Origin of the sequence: Dactylosporangium sp. NPDC006015 (assembly GCF_040614215.1) — a bacterium.
Lineage (GTDB): Bacteria > Actinomycetota > Actinomycetes > Mycobacteriales > Micromonosporaceae > Dactylosporangium > Dactylosporangium maewongense.
In genome coordinates this window covers 1-19,052 of sequence record NZ_JBEXUD010000021.1, presented here as the reverse complement: position 1 = coordinate 19,052, position 19,052 = coordinate 1, and the positions used below count along the sequence as shown (strand labels likewise).

At 72.3% G+C, this 19,052-nt stretch carries 12 protein-coding genes; 3 read left to right on the top strand and 9 right to left on the bottom strand.

Features of this window, described 5'->3' with window-relative positions; translation table 11 throughout:
- Positions 1-8: 8 nt before the first annotated feature.
- From ABZ321_RS31900 to ABZ321_RS31890, 3 genes are read right to left on the bottom strand one after another with little or no spacing between them, the layout of a single operon-like run.
- Positions 9-1,382 carry an FtsX-like permease family protein gene (locus tag ABZ321_RS31900; protein WP_354898154.1) on the bottom strand — a complete coding sequence of 458 codons (1,374 nt, stop codon included), beginning with the start codon at positions 1,380-1,382 and terminating at the stop codon, positions 9-11.
- Position 1,383: 1 nt separating this feature from the next.
- Positions 1,384-2,100: an ABC transporter ATP-binding protein gene (locus ABZ321_RS31895; protein WP_354898151.1), complete on the bottom strand. Its 717-nt coding sequence runs from the start codon at positions 2,098-2,100 to the stop codon at positions 1,384-1,386.
- Complete coding sequence (locus tag ABZ321_RS31890; protein WP_354898148.1) at positions 2,097-2,225, bottom strand: hypothetical protein; 129 nt, start codon at positions 2,223-2,225, stop codon at positions 2,097-2,099. Before ABZ321_RS31890 ends, ABZ321_RS31895 begins: the two co-directional genes overlap by 4 nt.
- A gap of 76 nt (positions 2,226-2,301) precedes the next feature.
- Between ABZ321_RS31890 and ABZ321_RS31885 the strand changes: the two genes are divergently transcribed.
- Positions 2,302-2,652 (top strand): helix-turn-helix transcriptional regulator, encoded by a 351-nt coding sequence (locus ABZ321_RS31885; RefSeq protein WP_354898145.1) that lies wholly within the window; start codon positions 2,302-2,304, stop codon positions 2,650-2,652.
- Between the two features lie 264 nt (positions 2,653-2,916).
- Positions 2,917-3,405, top strand: coding sequence for a hypothetical protein (locus tag ABZ321_RS31880; RefSeq protein ID WP_354898143.1), 489 nt, complete (start codon positions 2,917-2,919; stop codon positions 3,403-3,405).
- A 16-nt stretch (positions 3,406-3,421) separates the two neighbouring features.
- Here the strand turns inward: ABZ321_RS31880 and ABZ321_RS31875 are convergent, their stop codons facing one another.
- The 3 genes from ABZ321_RS31875 to ABZ321_RS31865 form a co-directional block, all read right to left on the bottom strand.
- On the bottom strand, positions 3,422-7,630 hold the full coding sequence (locus ABZ321_RS31875; RefSeq protein ID WP_354898140.1) for a hypothetical protein: 4,209 nt from the start codon (positions 7,628-7,630) through the stop codon (positions 3,422-3,424).
- A complete protein-coding gene (locus ABZ321_RS31870) occupies positions 7,627-7,932 on the bottom strand; it encodes a hypothetical protein (RefSeq protein WP_354898138.1) in 306 nt (101 codons plus the stop codon). Before ABZ321_RS31870 ends, ABZ321_RS31875 begins: the two co-directional genes overlap by 4 nt.
- Positions 7,933-8,113: 181 nt before the next feature.
- Positions 8,114-11,629, bottom strand: coding sequence for a hypothetical protein (locus ABZ321_RS31865; RefSeq protein ID WP_354898135.1), 3,516 nt, complete (start codon positions 11,627-11,629; stop codon positions 8,114-8,116).
- A gap of 247 nt (positions 11,630-11,876) precedes the next feature.
- Here ABZ321_RS31865 and ABZ321_RS31860 point away from each other — a divergent pair, with 247 nt between their 5' ends.
- Positions 11,877-14,108, top strand: coding sequence for an Hsp70 family protein (locus tag ABZ321_RS31860; RefSeq protein ID WP_354898132.1), 2,232 nt, complete (start codon positions 11,877-11,879; stop codon positions 14,106-14,108).
- Positions 14,109-14,190: 82 nt separating this feature from the next.
- Here the strand turns inward: ABZ321_RS31860 and fumC are convergent, their stop codons facing one another.
- From fumC to ABZ321_RS31845, 3 genes are all read right to left on the bottom strand, one after another.
- Positions 14,191-15,645, bottom strand: a complete 1,455-nt coding sequence (gene fumC, locus ABZ321_RS31855; RefSeq protein WP_344500507.1) for a class II fumarate hydratase — start codon at positions 15,643-15,645, stop codon at positions 14,191-14,193.
- 4 nt (positions 15,646-15,649) lie between these two features.
- On the bottom strand, positions 15,650-17,365 hold the full coding sequence (locus ABZ321_RS31850; RefSeq protein WP_344500505.1) for an NAD-dependent malic enzyme: 1,716 nt from the start codon (positions 17,363-17,365) through the stop codon (positions 15,650-15,652).
- 86 nt (positions 17,366-17,451) lie between these two features.
- On the bottom strand, positions 17,452-19,052 hold a 1,601-nt coding region (locus ABZ321_RS31845), incomplete at its 5' end, for a hypothetical protein (protein ID WP_354898128.1).

Genomic DNA, 19,052 nt, shown 5'->3' with positions numbered 1-19,052 from the left:
CCCGGCGGTCAGGTCGGTGCGGACCGGAGGGTTTCCACGACCGGGTGGCGGGTGGCGGCAATCGCGGGGACGGCGGTGAGCGCGGCGACGGCGAACAGGACGCCGAGTGCGGTGGCGAGCAGCCACGGACCGGGCGGGTACTGGACGTCGCCGGTGCTGACGAGCGCGACGAGCCCGATGCCGGCCGGGATCCCCGCGGCGACGCCGGGTATGGCGGGAAGCAGCTGCGCTGCCGCCAGGCCCGCGCCGGCCTGAGCGGGCGTGGCACCGAGCGCCCGCGCGACGGCCAGCGGCTGCCGGGCGTCGAGGAACGCGGTCCAGGCGCTCACGACGGCGTTGATGAGCGCGAGCACGCACAGCACGACGGTGAGCAGGAGCGCGGCCTGCTCGCCCCGTTGCCACCGGGGGTCGGCGAGCTCCGCGGCCAGGCCTGTTGCGGCGGCGGCGAGCCCGATCACGAGGTACTCGGCGACGTGGCCGGCGGCGATCATGGCCGGTCCGGCGCCGGCGGCCTTGAGCAGCCCGACCCGGCGGCGCCGGGTGATGATCCGGCCCGCGACGATGCCGGCGACCCCGGCCAGCGCGAGGCCGCTGAGCAGCCAGCTGCCGACGAGCAGCGTGATCTGCGCGTCGCTGTACAGGCGGCCGTTGAGGTGGCCGATCTCCTGCCACGTGGTGAGCTGGTCGCCGACGGCGTACGTGGTGCTGGCCGCCGGGTCGGCGAGCTTGAGGTTGAGGGTGTACGACAGCGGCTGGCCGCCCGCGAGTGTGGCGATGTCGCTGCCGTCGACCCAGACGAGGCCGCCGCGCTCGACCAGGATACTGCCGGGGTAGTGCCATCCGGCGTACGGGTACGTCGCTCTGGCGGCGGTGACGGCGGTCCCGGTCACGCGCCGCGGATGGCCGCCGATGTCGACCGTGTCGCCGGTGCGGATGCCGAGGGCGTCGGCGAAGGCGCGCTCGACGACCACGCCGCCGGGGCGCACCCAGGTGCCGCCGGTCACGGCGGGCCGGTCGATCGGTGCGGGTGCGGTGTCGCGGCCCTGGACGACGACGTGCGCGGACGTGCCGCCGGCCGTCATCGTCAGGTACGCGATCGGGAAGGGGCCGCTGTGACCGGTGACGCCGGCCGCGGTGGTCAGCGGTGCGAGCTCGTCCAGCGCGGCCTGGCCGGTGGCCCGGGGTGTCACGATCACGTCCGGGCCGGCGGTGGCGGTCCGGGTCTGCTGGAACGGCCGTTCGGCGAGCTCGTTGAGAGTGAGGCCGAGGGTCAGCGTGGCGGTGGCGGCGGTGATGGCGACCAGCAGCAGGACGGTCTCGGTCCGGCGGCGGCGCAGGTCCCGCACCAGCAGCCGGCAGAGCAGCAGGAGGCGACCGGACACGTCAGTGCCGCCCGTCGCGGACGGTGCCGGCGAGCTGGTTGTCGTCGGCGAACGCCCCGTCACGCATGGAGATCACCCGGTCGGCGACCGCCGCGATACGGGCGTCGTGGGTGACCACCACGAGGGTCTGTCCCGCGGTGCGCAGCTCCTCGAACAACCGCAGCACGTCCAGGGTGGCGGCGCTGTCCAGGTTGCCGGTGGGTTCGTCGGCCAGGACGACCAGCGGCTCGTTGCTCAACGCGCGGGCGATGGCGACCCGCTGGCGCTGGCCGCCGGACAGCGCCGAGGGCAGGTGGCCGGCGCGGTCGGCGAGCCCGACCCGGTCGAGCAGGTGCAGGGCGTGCCGGCGCGCCTCGCGGGGCCGCCGGCCGGCCAGCAGCGCGGCCAGCTCGACGTTCTCCACGGCGGTGAGCTCGTCCATGAGGTGGAACGACTGGAAGACGAACCCGACGCTGTCGCGCCGCAGCCGGGCCAGGGCCCGTTCGCTCATCGTGTCGATCCGGTGGCCGGCCAGCCACACCTGCCCGCCGGTGGGGCGTTGCAGCCCGCCGAGCAGGTGCAGCAGGGTGGACTTGCCGCAGCCGCTGGGCCCCATGATCGCCAGTGCCTGCCCGGCGGGCACGTCCAGGTCGACCTCGTCGACCGCGCGGACCAGCCCGTCGTCCTCGCCGTACCGCCTGGTCAGCCCGCGCGCCCGCAGCACCGTCGATCCGGTCACGCCCCCGCCTTCCGTCCGGTCCGGTCACGCGCGGTCCAGATGCGCTCGCACGCCTCCAGCCACTCCAGGTCGGCCCGCAGCCGCAGCACGACACCCTCCAGCAGCAGCCCGGCGACCGGGTCCATCGACCGGTCCAGCGCGCTGCCAACCTCGGCGGTGGCGATCTTCCGCCATACCTTCGCAGCCGATATATTGAACCGCGTGGAAACCCCACTGCGTGAACCGACATTCCTGATCCTCACCGCCCTCGCCGGCGAGCCGATGCACGGCTACGGCCTGATCGCCGAGGTGGCCCGGCTGTCCGACGGCCGCATCTCGCTGCGTCCCGGCACGCTGTACGGCGCGCTGGACCGGCTGGTCGACGCGGGCCTGGTGAGCGTCGACCACGAGGAGATCGTCGACGGCCGCCTACGCCGCTACTACCGGCTCACCGAGCCGGGCGGCGACCTGCTGGTCGCAGAGACCGAACGCATGCGCCGCAACGTCGAGGCGGCCACCACCCGGCTGCGCGCCATCAAGGCCGCACCCCGCCTGAGCAGAGGACTCGCATGAGCCCGCCTGAACCCGCTCGGTGCGATGCTCGATGACGCCGGCCCCGGCCGGCCCCAAGTCCCGGTGTGGTCGTCCATGGCCACCGCCGCGATGCTGGTCGCCGTGGTGGGACCAGCACTGCTGACCCTGGCCCTCGCCGCTCAAGGCCGGCGCTCGACAGGTGGCCGGCCGCTGCCGGCCCACTGCCCGACTTGCGGCGCCCCGTCAAACTCCGCGTAGTACGCCACCGGCGGTCGGATGCACACGGATGGAAGGACGCACGGCGTGGAGGAATGGGAGTTCGACGACGACGTCATGGAGCGGTTGACGGCGTCCGACGGGTTGACCGTCGAAGCACCCGCGTTTCGGCCGGAGCTGGCACAGGCGGTGGTGACGGCACTGCACGCCGAGTACGACATCGATGTCGTGGTGGGCTGCCTGTCGCTGGGCACGCTGCCGACCCTGCTCGAGACCGCAACGGCCGAGCCCGACGAGGAAGCCCGTGACCTGCTCGACGAGGTCATCGAGCAGCTGCTGTCGTCCCAGCCCGACGAGAGCTATGCCGCGGTCCGGCAATGGGCGGCGGCCGACGACCCGCGCGTGCGCGCCGCCGGGCACCTCGGCCTCGGCCGCTTCCGCGCCGCCGGCGACGACTCCTGGCTCGCCGGCGGCTGGCTCGACGAGGACGAGGCGCTCGTCGAGCACGGGCTCGCTGACTCCGACCCAGCCGTCCAGGCGGCCGCCCGCACCGCATACCTGGCCGCCGACGAGTGATCTGGACGGGTGACGGTCAGGTGAGGAGGGCGAGGAGTTCGTCGGCGGCGGATGTCGCGGCGACGCGATGGATGCGCGCGAGTGCGTCGAGCGCTGCTGTGATTGGTTCGGTCCGCAACGTCTCGGCGATGAGCGCGGAGCATGCCGGGTGTTCGGGTGCGGTTTGCGCGAGCAGCAGCAGCGTTTCCCGACGTCGTGACGGTTGACTGGTCGCCCTGATCGCCGCGGATGCCGCCGCGATGAGGTCATCGACGAGGTCGAACCGACCGTCGCGTCGGGCATCTTCGATCGCCGTGATGAAGTCCTCCGGCGTTGCGCTCGAGGCACGGGGTTCCGCGTTGGTGGGCGCCGATTGTGTAGTGCCGGCGGTGCGGGCCTTCGCCGTGTCGGTGAGGATTCGGTGTGCCCATTGCCGCAGTGGGTGGTCGTCGATGCGGTTCGCGTCTCGGGTCAGGCGGTCGAGGTCGGCGGTGCGGGCGCCGTGCAGCACGATGGCGAACCATGCGTGGGCGGCGCCGCTTGGCGGGCGTACCTGGGCGGCCGCCTGTTCGGCGGTTGTCAGGTCGCCCGCGGCGGCGGCTCGGGCCGCAGCGTCGATGAGTGTGTCGGTCCGGCGGTCTGGGATGTCGATTGCGGTGGCCAGCTCGATGGCTCGGGCCGGTGAGCCTGCACTTGCGACGTAGGCGAGGGCCAGGGCTCGCTGGTCCGGGTGGTTGATCGCTCGGGCCACCTCGGTGGCGGCGTCGAGATTGCCTGCTGCGATGGCTGCTGCGACGTGGGCCTGCTCGGCGCGGGAACGTTCGTCCGGGTTGCTGATGGTGGCGGACAGGTGACGCATGACAGCCAGCAGTTTGTCGGTGGTGGCGTGGTCGGTGTCGCGGACCGCGACCCGCACGCGGTCGGCAAGCCGCTCGACCGGTCCGCAGGTCAGCGGTCCCACCTCGGCCAGCAGGGCGGCCGCGGCCGGCGGTTGCAGTGCCATCGCGACCGCGACGAACGCCTGGGCCCGTTGGGCCGGGTCGGTGACGAGCCGGGCCGCGTGTTCCGCGGCGGCGGTGAGCCGGGCCGAGCGCGCGGGGTCGGCGGTGAGGGTGCACGCCGCGGAGGCGAGGGTCTCGGCCTGCCATTGCGGATCGGGCACGGCACGGGCAGCGGCTGCGGCGATGTCCAGCAGCGCCCGGCCGCGGTCGTTCTCACCAGCGGTGACGGCACCGTCTGCGACGAGGATGAGCAACTCCAGGTCGCCGTGCTCACGGGCGATCTCCTCGGCCGGGCCGAGGTCGCCGTGCTCGATCGCGATCGAGGCGATCCGCGGGACCGCGCGTGCTCGGACCTCGGGGTTGCCGATCCGGCTGGTTGCGGCGGTCGCGGCGGCGTAGTCACGGCGGACCGCGTGAGCCAGAGCGATCTTCTGATCCAGCCGGTCGTGGCTGCCGCTGGGATGGCGGATCAGTTCGGCGGCCCGCTCGGCGGCGGCGATGTGCCCGGCGTCGGCGGCTGCTTCGGCAATTCGACAGAGGGCGTCATGTCGCCGGTACGGCTCGGCAGCGGTTACGGCGGCCGCTGCGGCGGTGTCGGCGTCGCCGAGCTCGGCCATCGCCGTGACCGCGGCGTAGAGCGGATCGTTCCGTCCTGCGGGTTCCTGGCGGGCCGCGACGACGACCGCGTCGGCGAGCGCGGTGCGGGCCTCGACGACGTTGCCGCGTTCGCGGTGGATGAGCGCCACGGTCACCAATCCGTCCGCCCTGCCGGCCTTGGCGGCGTCGCGTCCTTCGACCTCGGCGACGGCGATGTCGCCCAGGGTCGCGATGGCGCGCACCGCGCTGAGCCAGGCATCCCACTGCGATGTGTCAGCGTCGGGCTCGGGCCGGACCAGTGCCTCGGCCAGCGCGGCCAGGCACGCCTCGGTGTGCTCGCTCGTAGCGGTGGCGATCGCTGCGAGCGAGCTCATCCGCTCGAACGGATCGGGCACCGCCATGGCCCGCGCCACTGCTTGCTCCGCATCGCCGACAGCGGCGAGGGTGCTGACCAACTTTGTGTGGTCGAACCAGCGCCCACCGGTGAAGGCTTCGGCGGCCGCGGCGTCGATCCAGGTGCGGGCCCGGGTCTGGTCGCCTCGCTCATACATCGCCCGAGCCACATGGGCCAGCGCCGAGGGCCCGAAGGACAACGACAGACGCTCGGCCCTGACGACGTCGCCGGCGGCTACGGCGGCCAGAGCGATCATTTCGAGGACGTCGTGACGGCGGTTCCGGATCGCGTCCGCGACGGCCTCGGCCTGATCGAACTCGCCGGCATCAGCCGCGGCGACCGCCGCCCGCTCGAACAGGTCGTCTTCGACCCGCCAGGGATCGAGGGTCCGCACATCCGCCATCTGCGCCGCAGCCGTGTCCTCGTCGTCGCTGGGCAGGTCTGGTCGCCTCCGGGCCCAGACGATGGAGTTCCACAGTGCGGCGCGTTCGTCGGGATCGGTGCTCGCGAACGCGCTGCGTTCGGCCGCGCGCAGCAGATGGCCGGCGCGGTCGGTGTCACCGCGACGAGACGCGGTGCGGGCCTCATCGACGAGTGCTTCAACCGTGAGCCCGGGACTCTCCGTGCGGTCTGCCGGCTCGGCGGGAGGTGGCGGGCTCGGCACGGCGGGGGTGGCCGTGGCCTCGGCGATGGCCGCCAGGGCGGCGTCGCGTTGGGTCGGGTCCGGGATCGACCGGGCCAAGGCATCCGCGCGGGCCGACTCGCCCAGCCGGGCCCACAAGGCCGGCAGCGGCACCGGAATGTTGCGGTTCCGGCGGGTCAGCACCGAACGGTGGACGGCAAGACGGGCCAGAGCGACGAGGTCCGGGCGACGCTCGCCGGCCAGAGCATCCTGGGCTGCGACGATCTCCGTCAGTGCGGCACCGTCCGCGCCCGACCGGTCGAGCAGACGGGCGTGCCGGGTCGAGTCGGTGGCCAGCGCGACGATCCTCGGGAGGTCCATGGTGTTCAGCAGCAGGCCGAGGTACCCCTGCAGGAGGTATCCGGGTGTGTCCACCGGCCAACGCCGCCGCCGGTACGTGTCGGCCCAGTCGTGCAACTGTTGGCGGCGCGCGTCCAGCGCGCGGTCGCCAAGCAGGGCAAGGGCCTCTCGCTGCAGCTCCTCGTGACCCAGCACGTAGGTCTCGGCGCGATTCGGGTCGCGCTGGTGTGTGCCGCCGGGTTGGTCGCCCTGGCGCGGATCGGCCGAGGCCCAAGGGTCGCGGCGGACGGTGAAGGTACGGCCGGCGACTGCGCCCAACCGGTCTTCGACCTGCCACGGGCGGCGGCCGGTGAGTTCGGCCAGGTCGGCCGCGCTCAGGCCGCCTCCGGCCGCGGCGACGAACGCCAGCAGGTCACCGTCGGGGTTGTCGGCGGCGAGCAGACGCTTGAGCTCGTGTTGGGCTGTGGTCCGGATGACGGCGGCATGTGGGGAGGGGGTCAGCGGGCGAACGATCGCCGGGTCGCGCAACGGATGGCCCGGCGGCACGTCCGGCGGCAGCGGCGGGTTCGGCCTGCCGGTGACGATGACCCGCAGGCCGGCCGTAGGCCGGGCGGGCAGCAGGGCGGCGATGCTGTGGCCATCGGGTCCGGTTGCGGTGCCGTGGTCCTCGTCCAGGCCGTCGACGACGAGGACGAGGCGCTCACCACGGGCCTGGCAGTCCGCTGCCGCCTCCTCCAGCACGGCGAGCAGATGAGCCTCGCGAGTGGCGGGCGTCAGCAGCGCGGGAGCCGGGCGGCCGAGCAAGGTCAGGAGCTGTTCCAGCACGACGTCAGCGAAGGCGACGCTGTCGTCCTGACGGGCCAGTCGCGCGGTGACGAAGAACGACACCAGCCGCACGTCCTGCGGAGGGTGCAGCACAAACCAGGCGATGAGGGCCGACTTGCCGACCCATGCGGGGGCACGCAGCCACAGGTACACGTCTGCGTCCGGCGCGGTGCAGAAGTCTCGCAACGCGGCCAGCTCCGCCTCGCGTTCCAGTAGCTCGGCGGGGGCGATGCGGGCCACCTGCTCCAGATACGCCGACCTGACCGGCTCAACCGGCGGCAGCGGACCGGCGGCCTGGTGATACTCGATCGTCACGTTGCCTTCGACGACTCCGGTGTTCGCGAAGCCGCCGTTGCTGGCTGTGGCACTGCCGGAGTCATTGACACTGATCCGACCTTCATCGGACACGGCTGACACGGCCTGGCCGGACGCGTCGAGGTCGGTCACGACCGCGAGCGACGCACGACACCGGAAATGGCGGACGAGCCGGTGCCCTCGGCGACTGCGTCTCCGGACCTGACCACCCGCACCGGTCCACCATCCCCGGTGAGATCAGCCCCGGTCACAGCCTGACCGCCACCCGTCGCCTCAGCGTTGCCGGTGTCCTCGACATGATCAGGATCGGACATCGATGCTCCTCCAGCCACCGGCAACAGATACGGAGCGCCCAACGCCAGCAGCGCCACCACAAGCCCCGCAACACTGATGAACGCGTCCGCCTCATCGGGGCCAACCACGACCAGGTACACCGACACCCCGACCACGAGCGCACCGAAGACCGTCCGCCCCGCCCACACCCACCGCCGACTCCGGACCGGCATCACGATCCACCCCCTGCCGCGCTGGCCACGAGCGACGCACGGTCAGCGTATAAGCACCCATCAACCTGAGGTGATCATGCAGTCACCCTTTCGAGATCCCGCGGTTGCGCTACCACCTGACGGACGGCGACGTCACGAACTGGTCGAGGAAGGTCCGGATTGTTGCCGGGTCGATTCGGGCGATCTGCTCGAGCGGAGTTGTCCAGCGCCCGACGGCGAGCGCCTCTGCGATCAACCTTCGGGCGCGGTCGGGTTCAACGACATCGGCAAGGTTGGCCAACGCCGCCGCCTGCGACCACGGATCGGAGTCGGACCGAGCGGTCTGTTCAGCTTGCGCTGCCAGGGCCGTGGCGCGCTCGTGGTCGCCGGCGGCGGTCACAGCGGCAACCAGCTCGACCAGCGCCTTCGCCCGCCAGTACGGCTCAGCGATGTCCTGGATGACCTGTTCCGCGCGGGCAGCCAGTGCCTTGGCCTTCGGGTGGTCGCCGGCGGCCGTGGCTGCCCCGACCAGGCCGATCAACGCGCGCGCGTACTCGTCCGGGCTGGCGACGATGCGGACCTGCGCTATGAGGGCCTCGGCTCGTTTGTGGTTGCCGGCAGCGGCGAAGGCAGTAGCCACGCCGATCAACGCATGTGGTTGCCGGTAAGGGTCAACGATGGATCGCGCCATCTTGCCGCTCCGGATTGCCGAGGCTTGTGCCTCGGCGTGACGGCCGGCGGCAGCCGCCGCCGTAGCCAGCCCGGTCAACGCCAGTGATCGCCAGTACGAGTCGGCGATGGACCTGGCGATCTTCCGGGCCCGGTCGTGGTCGCCGGCGGCGATGACCACGGCGGTCAACGCCTCCGCCCGCGGGCTGGAGCCCGCGATCGCTCGGGCGATCTTCTCGGCTCGCTTGATGTCGCCGGAGGTCGCGACCGCCTTGGCGACATCGGTCAACGCGGCTGCCCGCCAGTATGAGCCGGCGAGGGACCGCGCGATCTCCTCGGCTCGGTCGTGATCGCCGATGACAGCGAGCGCTGTGGCCACCTCGGTCGACACATGTACCTTGCGGTCTTTCTCGCCGGCGATGGAGCGGACGTTCTGTTCGGCTTCGATTGCCAGCGCTTTGGCCCGGTCGAGGTCACCGGCTGCGGCGATCGCGGTTGCCAGATCAGTCAGGGCCTGTGCCTGCGCCTCCTGATCGGCCAGGGAGCGGGCGATCTCGGCGGCACGCTCGTGGTCACCGGCGGCGGTGACTGCGGTGGCAAGCCCATGCAACGCCCGTGACCGCTTGTCCGCATCGATGATGGAGCCGGCCAGCTGTTCGGCTCGGGATGCCAGCGCCATTGCCTTGTCACGGTCGCCGGCCGCGCTGAATACGGCGATCAGGCTGGTCAGCGCCCGCGCCTGCTGGCCAGGGTCGCGAGTGGGGGAAAGCGTGTTCTGCTCGGCCTGGAGTGCAAGGCGTCTGGCTCGGTCGTGGTCACCCGCTGCGGTGGCCGCGGTGGCCAAGTTGGTCAACGTGGCGGGCCCGAAGAGTGAGTCGGCTCCGGAGCGGGCGATCCGTTCGGCTTCAGATGCCATGCCCTGGGCCCGGTTGTGGTCGCCGGCCACGTCGAGCGCGGTGGCAAGCTCGAACAACGCTCGCCCACGCGAGTACCAGATGAGGGAGCGGACAATCAGTTCGGCCTCGGTTGCCAGCGCCCCGGCCTTGTCGTGTCTGCCGGCGGCGGCCGCTGCGGCAACCAAGGCGGTCAAAGCACGAGCCAGGCAGTGCGGCTCGGTGAAAGAGCGGGCGATCCGCTCGGCCCGTGCGTGATCCCCAGTGGCAGCGACCGCGATGGCCAGGTCGCTCAGTACCCTCGCCTGCTCCTGCGAAGTGCCGATCGCGTCGGCGATCTGTTCGGATGCGTCGTAGTCACCGGAGGCGGTGACGACGGCCGCCAGGTCGATCAATGCCCGCTCGCGTTGGTCGAGGTCGGTAATGGATCGGGCGGCGGATTCGGCTTGGGCCGCCAGGACCCTGGCCAGGCTGTGGTCGCTGGCGCTTACGGCGCCGGCCAGGTCGATCAACGCGTTTGCCCGCGAACTCGGACTGGTGATGGAACGGGCGATCTGTTCGGCTTGGGCTGCCAGCGCGTTCGCCCGACCGTGGTCGCCGACGGATGCGGCCGCGGTGACGAGGCCGGTCAGCGCTTTCACTCGCGCGTCTCGACTGGTGATGGACTGGGCGAGTGCTTCGGCGCGGTCGGGTTGGCCGAGCGTGACCCAGACCGCCGGAAGATTGGTGGGGATGTTGGCATTGCGGTCGGCGAGTCGGTTTCGGTGCCAGGAGAGGCGCAGCGCGGCCAGCAGGTCAGGTGGCGGCTGTGCGATCAGCACCGAGAAGGCGGTGGCGATGTCGATGAGCGCCGCGGTGTCAGCCCCGGTGATGTCGAGGAGCCGATCCTGGCGCGTGGTGTCGGTGACAAGGGTGACCAGCCGGGGAAGATCGCCGAGCTCGGCGAGCAGTCGGGGGTAGCCGTTGAGGAGATATTCAGGTGTCGTGGGCGGCCAACGTTCGCCGCCGGGTGGAGTGCGGTAGCCGTCGGCCCAGCTGTGCAGCCGCTGTTGGTAGCCGACGATGCGGACCCCGATGTAGCTGATCGCGGCCGCCTGAAGTTCTTCGTGCCCGAGCAGGTAGACGTCGCGCCCGGTCGTCGGGTTCCATTGCGCCAGGCGGCGGGTAAGGGTTCGACCGGCGACGGTGTGGAGAACGTCTTCGATGTGGACCAGCCCGGCGCCGGTCAGCTCACACAGGTCGCCGCTGGACAGGCCGCCGCGGGCAGCGGCAAGAAAGCCGAGCAGATCCTGTTCGACCCGGGTGCCCTTCAGGAGGCGTTTGATCTCGACCTGCCCGAGACGCTGCAGGTCGCGGGCGTGCGGCGAGTCGTCGAGGAGCCGGATGATGCCGGGGTCGCGCAGGGGGTGCCAGTCGGGGACGTCGTCCGGGACGGGTGGGTTGGGACGGCCGGAGACGATGATCCGCATGCCCGCCGGTGGGTTGGCAGGTAGGAGTGCGGCGATGCTGTGGGCGTCGGGTCCGAGGGTGACACCGCGGTCTTCGTCGAGACCGTCCACGATCAGGACCAGACGTCCGCCGGCGGCGTGGCAGCCGGCGGCGGCTCGGGCGAGAAGGTCGTGCAGGTGCGCTTCGCGAGTGGCTTCGCTCATCGTCGCGGGTAGGTCCTGCCCGATCAGGGCGGCCAGTTGCTCGAGAACGACGGTGGTGAACGCTTCCCGGGTGTCCTGCCCGGCCAGCCGGGCCGTGATGAAGAACGACACGACCCAGATCCGCCCGGCACGCCCTTCGCCGGCGTGGAGGACGAACGTCGACAACAGCGCCGACTTCCCCGCCCACGGCCCGGCCCGCCACCACGCATACGGACCACGCTCACCGTCCACACAGAACGCGGCGAGCTCCGCCAGCTCCGCGTCCCGGCCCAGCAACACCGGCGGAGCGATCCGCCTCACCTGCTCCCGATACGCCGACCTGACCACCCGAACCAACGACACCGGGGCGGCAGCGTGAAAATGCTGGTGAACCTCGGTCGTCACGCGTCCCGGATATTGATTGATCTGGACATTGTGATCACCGATCTGCACACCTTGACCCGACTCGACGTCAACGTCGAACCGCCCGACAGCGGGCCTCCTTTCAGGCCCAGACGAGGAAGCCGTGCCGGACGACGCACTCACCGACGCCACACCTCCCACCACTCGCATCCCCGTCTGATTCTGACGTACGGACAGCCCGACCACCGGGCGTGGCGGCCGGGACGTTGACGACCTCCACTGAACGGAGGTGGTTTCCACACGTTCGTCGGAGCGTGGGGGCCCTACACTTCGCCGTGTGGCGGGGAACGCGTTCGCGGATTCGTGGCTGGCTATCGATTACGGCACCTCCAACACGGTGGCGATGCTCTCGTATCCCGACGGCAGGGTCCGGCCCATGCTGTTCGACGGGTCGCCGCTACTGCCGTCGACCGTCTGTGTCGGCGCCAACGGGCAGATCCTGACCGGTCGGGCGGCGCAGCGGCAGGCGCGGCTCGTGCCGGAGTCGTGCGAGCCCAACCCGAAGCGCCGTGTCGACGACCGTAACCTGCTGCTCGGTGAGCAGAGCGTCCCCGTCGTGGACCTGGTCGCCGCGACCCTCGGCAGGGTGCGGCAGGAGGCCACGCGGGCGCTGTCGATGTCGCCGTCGCGGGTCGTCATCACGTACCCCGTGGAGTGGGGCCCGGCGCGCCAGTCGGTGCTCGTGGACGCGGCCCGGCAGGCAGGGCTGCCGCAGGTGGTGCTCGTCCCCGAGCCGACCGCGGCCGCCACGTACTTCGCCACCGTCCTCGGCCGGGAGCTGCAGCCCGGCGGCTGTGTCGTCGTCTACGACCTCGGCGCCGGCACGTTCGACGTCAGCGTGGTGCAGCGCGGGCCGACCGGGTTCGCGCCGCTGTCGTACCGCGGACTCGACGACTTCGGCGGGCTCGACCTGGACGAGAGTGTGCTGTCCATCGCCGGCGACGCGGTCGCGGCGGCCTCCCCGCAGGAGTGGCAGCGGCTGCGCTCGCCGCAGAACACGGCGGACAGCCGCGCCTTCCGGACGCTGTGGCAGGACGCCACCGAGGTGAAGGAGGCGCTGTCGTCCCAGTCGTCGGCGGCCATGCTGGTGCCGCTCGTCGACCGCGAGGTCATCGTGGGCCGCGAGCAGTTCGAGGAGCTGGCCCGGCCGCGCCTGGCCGACACGGTGCGGATCACCACGCAGTGCATCCGTGAGGCCCGCATCGAGCCGCAGCAGATCGGCGGTGTGTTCCTGGTCGGCGGCGGCACCCGGATCCCGTTGGTGTCGACGCTGCTGCACACCGCGCTGGGCGTCGCGCCGACGGTCCTGGACCAGCCGGAGCTCGTCGTCGCCGAGGGCGCCCTGCGCGCGATGGTGGCCACCGGCGAGCCCACGGCTCCGGCGTTCGCGGCGGCCTCTTCGGGTGGCCGGGTGCCGGCGCAGGCGGGACCGGCTCCGGTCAGCGCACCGCCGACGGTGACGAGCGTGCCGCCCGCCCCGGCCAGCGCACCGCCCACGGTGACGAGCGTGCCGCCCGCCCCGGCGCCGGTCAGTGTCCCGCCGGTCCCGACCTCGCCGGTCGTCGGCTACCCGGGCACCGCTGAGTACGCCGCGCCGCCCGGACCGTTCCCGCCCGCGGTGTCGAGCGACCCGTTCCCGTCGAGCAACGAGTGGCCCGCCGCGGCACCCGTCTCCCCCACCGTCGCCGCGCCGGCGCCGCAGCCGCGCCGCCCGGCCGAGTTCGCCACCGCGTCCGGGAGCCCTCTGCTGCGCATCTTCCTGTCCTTCGTCGTGGGCATCGGGGTGTCGATCCTGGGCACCTGGATCGCCTACCAGGTGGGCGAGAACCACGGCGACCACTGGCACCACGGCAATTACGCCGCCGCCATGCTGGTGCTGATCGCGGTCCCCGGCGCCCTGCTGGTCACGCAGGCGTTCGCCGGGATCGCCCGGTTGTCGCGCCGCACCAGGCTGCACATCGACGAGGCCGGCATCCGTGTCCTGGCCGGCGACCCGGAGTCCGAGGGCCGCTGGCGGGCGGTCGGCTGGGCGGTGCCCGCCGTCGCGTTGTCCGCGGTCTGCCTGTACTTCTTCCCGTTCTGGGACGTCAGCGACGACGGCCAGTGGACGATGGCGGTCCTGTCCGGGATCGGCCTGGTCGGGATCGTCGTCGCGGTCGTCCAGCTGGGCCGGGGGCAGGCGCGGCGGATCACCTGGCTGACGCTGCACCGCCGGTCGCCGCAGGCCGGTGACCCCCGCGCCGTCATCGAGGTCGACAGCTACCCGTGGCCGCAGCTGCGGGGCGTCGCCGTGCGGCGGGTCGGCGCCGCCCGGCGCCAGGCGCTCGTCGTCGTGCCGGTCGACCGGGGCGAGCTGCTGCGCCGCCCCTCGGTGCACCGGCGGGCCATGCGCGACGGCATCGGCTTCGTCGCCGCCGATCTCACGTCCGCCGGCATCCCGGTCGCGCCGGTCATCAGCGTCCTGCACGACCACGCCGGCGACCGGCTCGTCGGCGCGCTCGCGATCTGAGCCACCGACGCGCTCGTCAGGCCACGACCAAGAGCAAAGCCAAGCGCAAAAGCCAAGCGCAAAAGCCAGGAGCAAAGCACGGTCAACCCGCGTGGGTGAGGTCCTCGGGCACGACGATCCGCTCGTACATCTCGTCGCTGACGCCCCGCCGCAGCGCCGCCTCCTTGAGGGACAGGCCGTCGTCGATGGCAAGGTGCGCGATCTCGGACGCCTTGTCGTAGCCGATGACCGGCGACAGCGCGGTGACCATCATGACCGAGCGGTCCACGTTCTGCCGCAGCTGGTCGCGGTCGAGCCTGACGCCTTCGACGAGGAACTCGCGGAAGTGCTCGGCGGCGTCGGCGAGGATGCGGATCGAGTGCAGGACGTTGCTGATGACGACGGGCCGGAAGGCGTTGAGCTCGAAGTTGCCCTCGTTGCCGCCGATGGCCACGGCGGTGTCCGACCCGAGCACCTGGACGCACACCATGAGCATCGCTTCGGCCTGGGTGGGGTTCACCTTGCCGGGCATGATCGACGATCCGGGCTCGTTGGCGGGCAGGAGCAGCTCGTGCAGGCCGGTACGCGGTCCTGAGCCGAGCCACCGGATGTCGTTGGCGAACTTGAACAGCGCCGTGGCGATCCCGCGCAGCGCGGCCGACGTGCGCACGAGCGGGTCCAGGGAAGCCTGGGCGGCGAACTTGTTGGGCGCGGTGACGAACGGCCGGCCGGTCAGCTCCGCGATCACCGCGGCGGTGTCCTCGCCGAAGCCGGTCGGGGCGTTGAGGCCGGTGCCGACGGCGGTGCCGCCCATCGCCAGCCGGTACAGGCCGCGCCTGGTCGAGGCCAGGTGTTCGACGGCGTCCTCGAGCTGGGCGGCGTAGCCGGACCACTCCTGGCCGACGGTGAGCGGGGTGGCGTCCTCCAGGTGTGTCCGGCCGATCTTCACGACGTCGGCCCACTCGCGGCTCTTGACCACGGTGGCGTCGTGCAGCCTGGCGAGCGCCGGTAGCAGGTGCTCCTCGATCGCGACGACCGCGGCGATGTGCATGGCGGTGGGGAAGGTGTCGTTGGAGGACTGGCCCATGTTGACGTCGTCGTTCGGGTGTACCGGCGTCTTGCTGCCCAGTTTCCCGCCGACAAGCTGGATCGCGCGGTTGGAGATCACCTCGTTGACGTTCATGTTGGACTGGGTGCCGGAGCCGGTCTGCCAGACGTACAACGGGAACTCGCTGTCGAGGTCGCCGGCGATCACCTCGTCGGCCACGCGTGCGATCAGGTCGGCCTTCCACTGCGGCATCCGCCCGGCGCGGGCGTTGACGATCGCCGCGGCCTTCTTGACGTAGCCGTAGGCGTGGTAGACCGCCTTGGGCATGCGGTCGTCGCCGATGTCGAAGTGGACCAGGGAGCGCTGGGTCTGCGCGCCCCAGTAGTGGTCGGCCGGGACGGCGACCGGGCCGAGCGAGTCGGTTTCGGTGCGGGTGCCGGTGGCGTCGATGCCGATGGGCACGTCGCGCACCTCGGGCACGCGACGGCCAGCGGGCTTGGGTTCGGCCATCTCGTCACCCTGCCTTGACCGGACGGTACTCCGGTTGCCACATCGCATCCCGTACCTGCCGTGCCGGGTCGGTGAGCTCGGCACGGGCCAGATCCTCGTCGGCGGCCCGCTGCGCCACGGCGGCCGCGACGGTGGCCGACACGTCCCGCAGGTTCTCCACGTGCGGCAGCAGCGACGCGCCGGGTGTGCTCACGTCCACCAGGCCGGCGACGGCTTCGGCGGCGGCCGCGAACATCCCGTCGCTGATCCGCTTGGCCCTGGCGACGATGGCGCCGAGGCCGAGTCCGGGGTACAGCAGGGCGTTGTTCGCCTGCCCGATGCCGTAGGTGACGCCCTGGTAGGTGACCGGCGGGACCGGGATGCCGGTGGCGACGAGGCCACGGCCTCCGGTCCACGCGATGAGCTGGTCGGGCATCGCCTCGATGCGTTCCGTCGGGTTGGACAGCGGGAAGATGATCGGCCGGTCCACGTGCCCGGCCATCTCCTTGACGATGCCTTCGGTGAACGCGCCGTGCACGGTCGAGGTGCCGACCAGCATGGTCGGCCTGCCGTTCGCGACGGTCTCCCGCAACCCGATGCGGCCGTCCCGTCGCCAGGCCGCGACCTCGCCGGCCGGTCGGGCGTACGGGGTCTGGTAGTCGCGCAGGTCCGTCATGTCGTCGGTCAGCAGCCCCTGCTTGTCGACGCACCAGATCTGCCGGATCGCGGTGTCCCGGTCCGCTCCGTCGCGGACCATCGCGTCGCGGAGCTGGTCGGCGATGCCGACCCCGGCGGTGCCGGAGCCGAAGATGACGATCCGCTGGTCCCGCATCCTGGTGCCGGCCACCCGCACCGCGCTCAGGGCCGCGGCGAGCACGATCGCGCCGGTGCCCTGCATGTCGTCGTTGAACGTGCACACCTGGTCGCGGTAGCGCTCCAGGATCCGGCGGCCGTTGCTCGGGCCGAAGTCCTCCCAGTGCAGCAGCGCGTTCGGGAACAGCTTGGTCGCCGCCCGCACGTAGGCGTCGATGAACTCGTCGTAGCGTCGCCCGCGTTCCCGGGCGTGCCGGTTGCCGAGGTAGTCCGGGTCGTTGAGCAGTTCCCCGTTGTCGGTACCGACGTCGAGCGCGACCGGAATCACCCGGCCCGGGTCGATGCCGGCCGCGGCGGTGTAGACGGCCAGCTTGCCGACCGCGATGTCGATGCCGCCGGAGCCCCAGTCGCCGATCCCCAGGATCTCCTCGGCGTCGGAGGCGACGATCAGGTCCACGTCGTCGGCGCCCAGCCCGGTGTCGGACAGCGCCTTCTCCACCCGGTCGGGTTCGTCGACCGACAGGTACACCCCGCGCGGGCGGCGGTACTCGTGGCTGTACCGCTTGATCGCCTCACCCACGGTCGGGTCGTAGACGACCGGCAGCATCTCGCGCAGGTGCTCGGCCAGCAGCCGGTAGAACAGCACCTCGTCGTTGTCCTGCAACATGGCCAGGAAGACGTTCTTGTGCAGGTCGGAAGGCTGGCGGTGGTACTGCTCGTACACCCGCCGCACCTGGTCGTCCAGGGACAGGACCGCCGGCGGTAGCAGCCCCTCCAGCCCCAGCGCGGTGCGCTCCTCGTGGGTGAAGGCCGTGCCCTTGTTCAGCAAGGGTGTGCCGAGCACCTCCGCGCCACGGGCCGTGGTGACGTATGCGCCGTTTTCCGACCGGAACTTCCGCTTCGCGGCCACCCGCGTGCCTACGGTCATCGAAACGCCTCCGAGTCTGCTCAGTCACGTTCACAACCGCCGGTCCATCTACCCGCTGTCGGCCGAGTACACCTCGGGCCGGGGCGTCACGGCGGGCTGGTCGCGGCGAGAACGGTGCGACCGTCACGGAGGAGGGCGAGGTCGAGGGCGACCTGTCTGGAGGACCAGCCGTTGAACGCGGCGCTGTGCCGGAACCGCTCCCGCAGTTCGGCGGCGACGAGATCGCGCATCGGCCGGGCCGCCGACCCGATCGTGGCGAGGTGGGCGGCGATCTCCAAGCGGCGTCGCGGCTCGGCGGTCCAGAGCCGGGTGAGGGCCGGCAGCGGGGTCTCGGCGTCGCCGGCGATTCGCCAGAGGGCCTGGGCCACGGCGACATGGATGTCGTCGTCGGCGGTGTCGAGCAGGGCGCGCAGCGGTGCTTCGAGGGCGGCCCCGGCCGGTCCGAGCCGGCCGGCCGCTTCGGCGGCGAAGTGCGAGGCGTCCCACGGGTCGTCGAGGTGGCGGCCGAGCAGCTCGACCGACTGCGTCGCCTCCCCCGTGACCTGCCACAGTGCGACGGCCGCGACGACCCCGCCGTCGCGGTCGAGCGTGGCCCGCAGTGCCGGGACGGCCGCCGCCGCGGCCGGGCCGATGCTGCCGAGGGCGGTGGCGGTGATCAGGTCGATCGGTCCGGCGAGCAGCTCGGGCACGGCCTCGGCGGCCGCCGGGCCGAGCGCCGCGGCGACCCGGGTCAGGACCCTGCGGTGTCCGGCCGCGGCATCGCCGGTCGACCCGGCGCAGCGGCGCAGGACGGTGGGCAGGAGGTCGGGCGCCGTCGTGGCATACCGGGCCGCGAGCGGGGCGGAGTTGCCCGGCGGGATGTCGCGGTCGACGATCGCCCGGACGGCGGGCAGCGCCCGGTCGTCGTCGAGCGCGGCCAGCGCCCACACGGTCGGGCCGACGGTCGGCTCCCACCCCCGCCAGGTGACGACCCAGGGCGGGGGCCCGTCGCCGTACCGGGACTCCGGCGCGGCGGATGCGACGGCGGCGGCCAGCGCATCGGCGGCGGGTGCGGCGAGCGCGTCGAGATGGTGCAGGACGAGCGCGGCCCGGCCGGCCAGGCGACCGTCGGCGAGCTGGGCGCCGACGAGCGCGACGAGGTCGGTGTAGTCGCCGCGCCAGTACCCGACGAGGCCCAGGGCCGGGCGCAGCGCGGCGGATCGCGCCGCCGGCGGGCCGGCCGACAGCAGGCCGGTGAGCAGCGCGACGCGGTCCTCGATCCGCTCGTCGAGGGCCAGGCTGAGGTCTTCCACGAGCGCGTCCCGGCTGCCGGCCGGCCGCAAGCCGCTGATGTGCGTGGGCGTCACCGCCGAGGAGAGGTCCTCCCAGCGGGACACGTCCAGGGCCGGCAGTGTCTCCGGCGCCACCCCCTGCAGGTCCGCCCGGAGCAGCTCGACGACGGCAGGGATCAGGTCACCGGCGAGCGCTTCCGGGGCCGTGTCGACGAGGTCGGCGGCCGCGGCGAGCCTGCACCGCACGTCCGCGGCGGCGGGGCCGGGTGCAGCGGACCAGTCTGTGAACCAGTTCGTGAACCAGGTGCCGACCGCGGCCGGGTCGACGCCGGAGACCAGGCCCGCGGCGGCGAGCCGGCCCAGGCCCGCGACCGCCGCGGCGAGCGCGCCGCGGACGTCGGGGTCCGGCTCGGCCG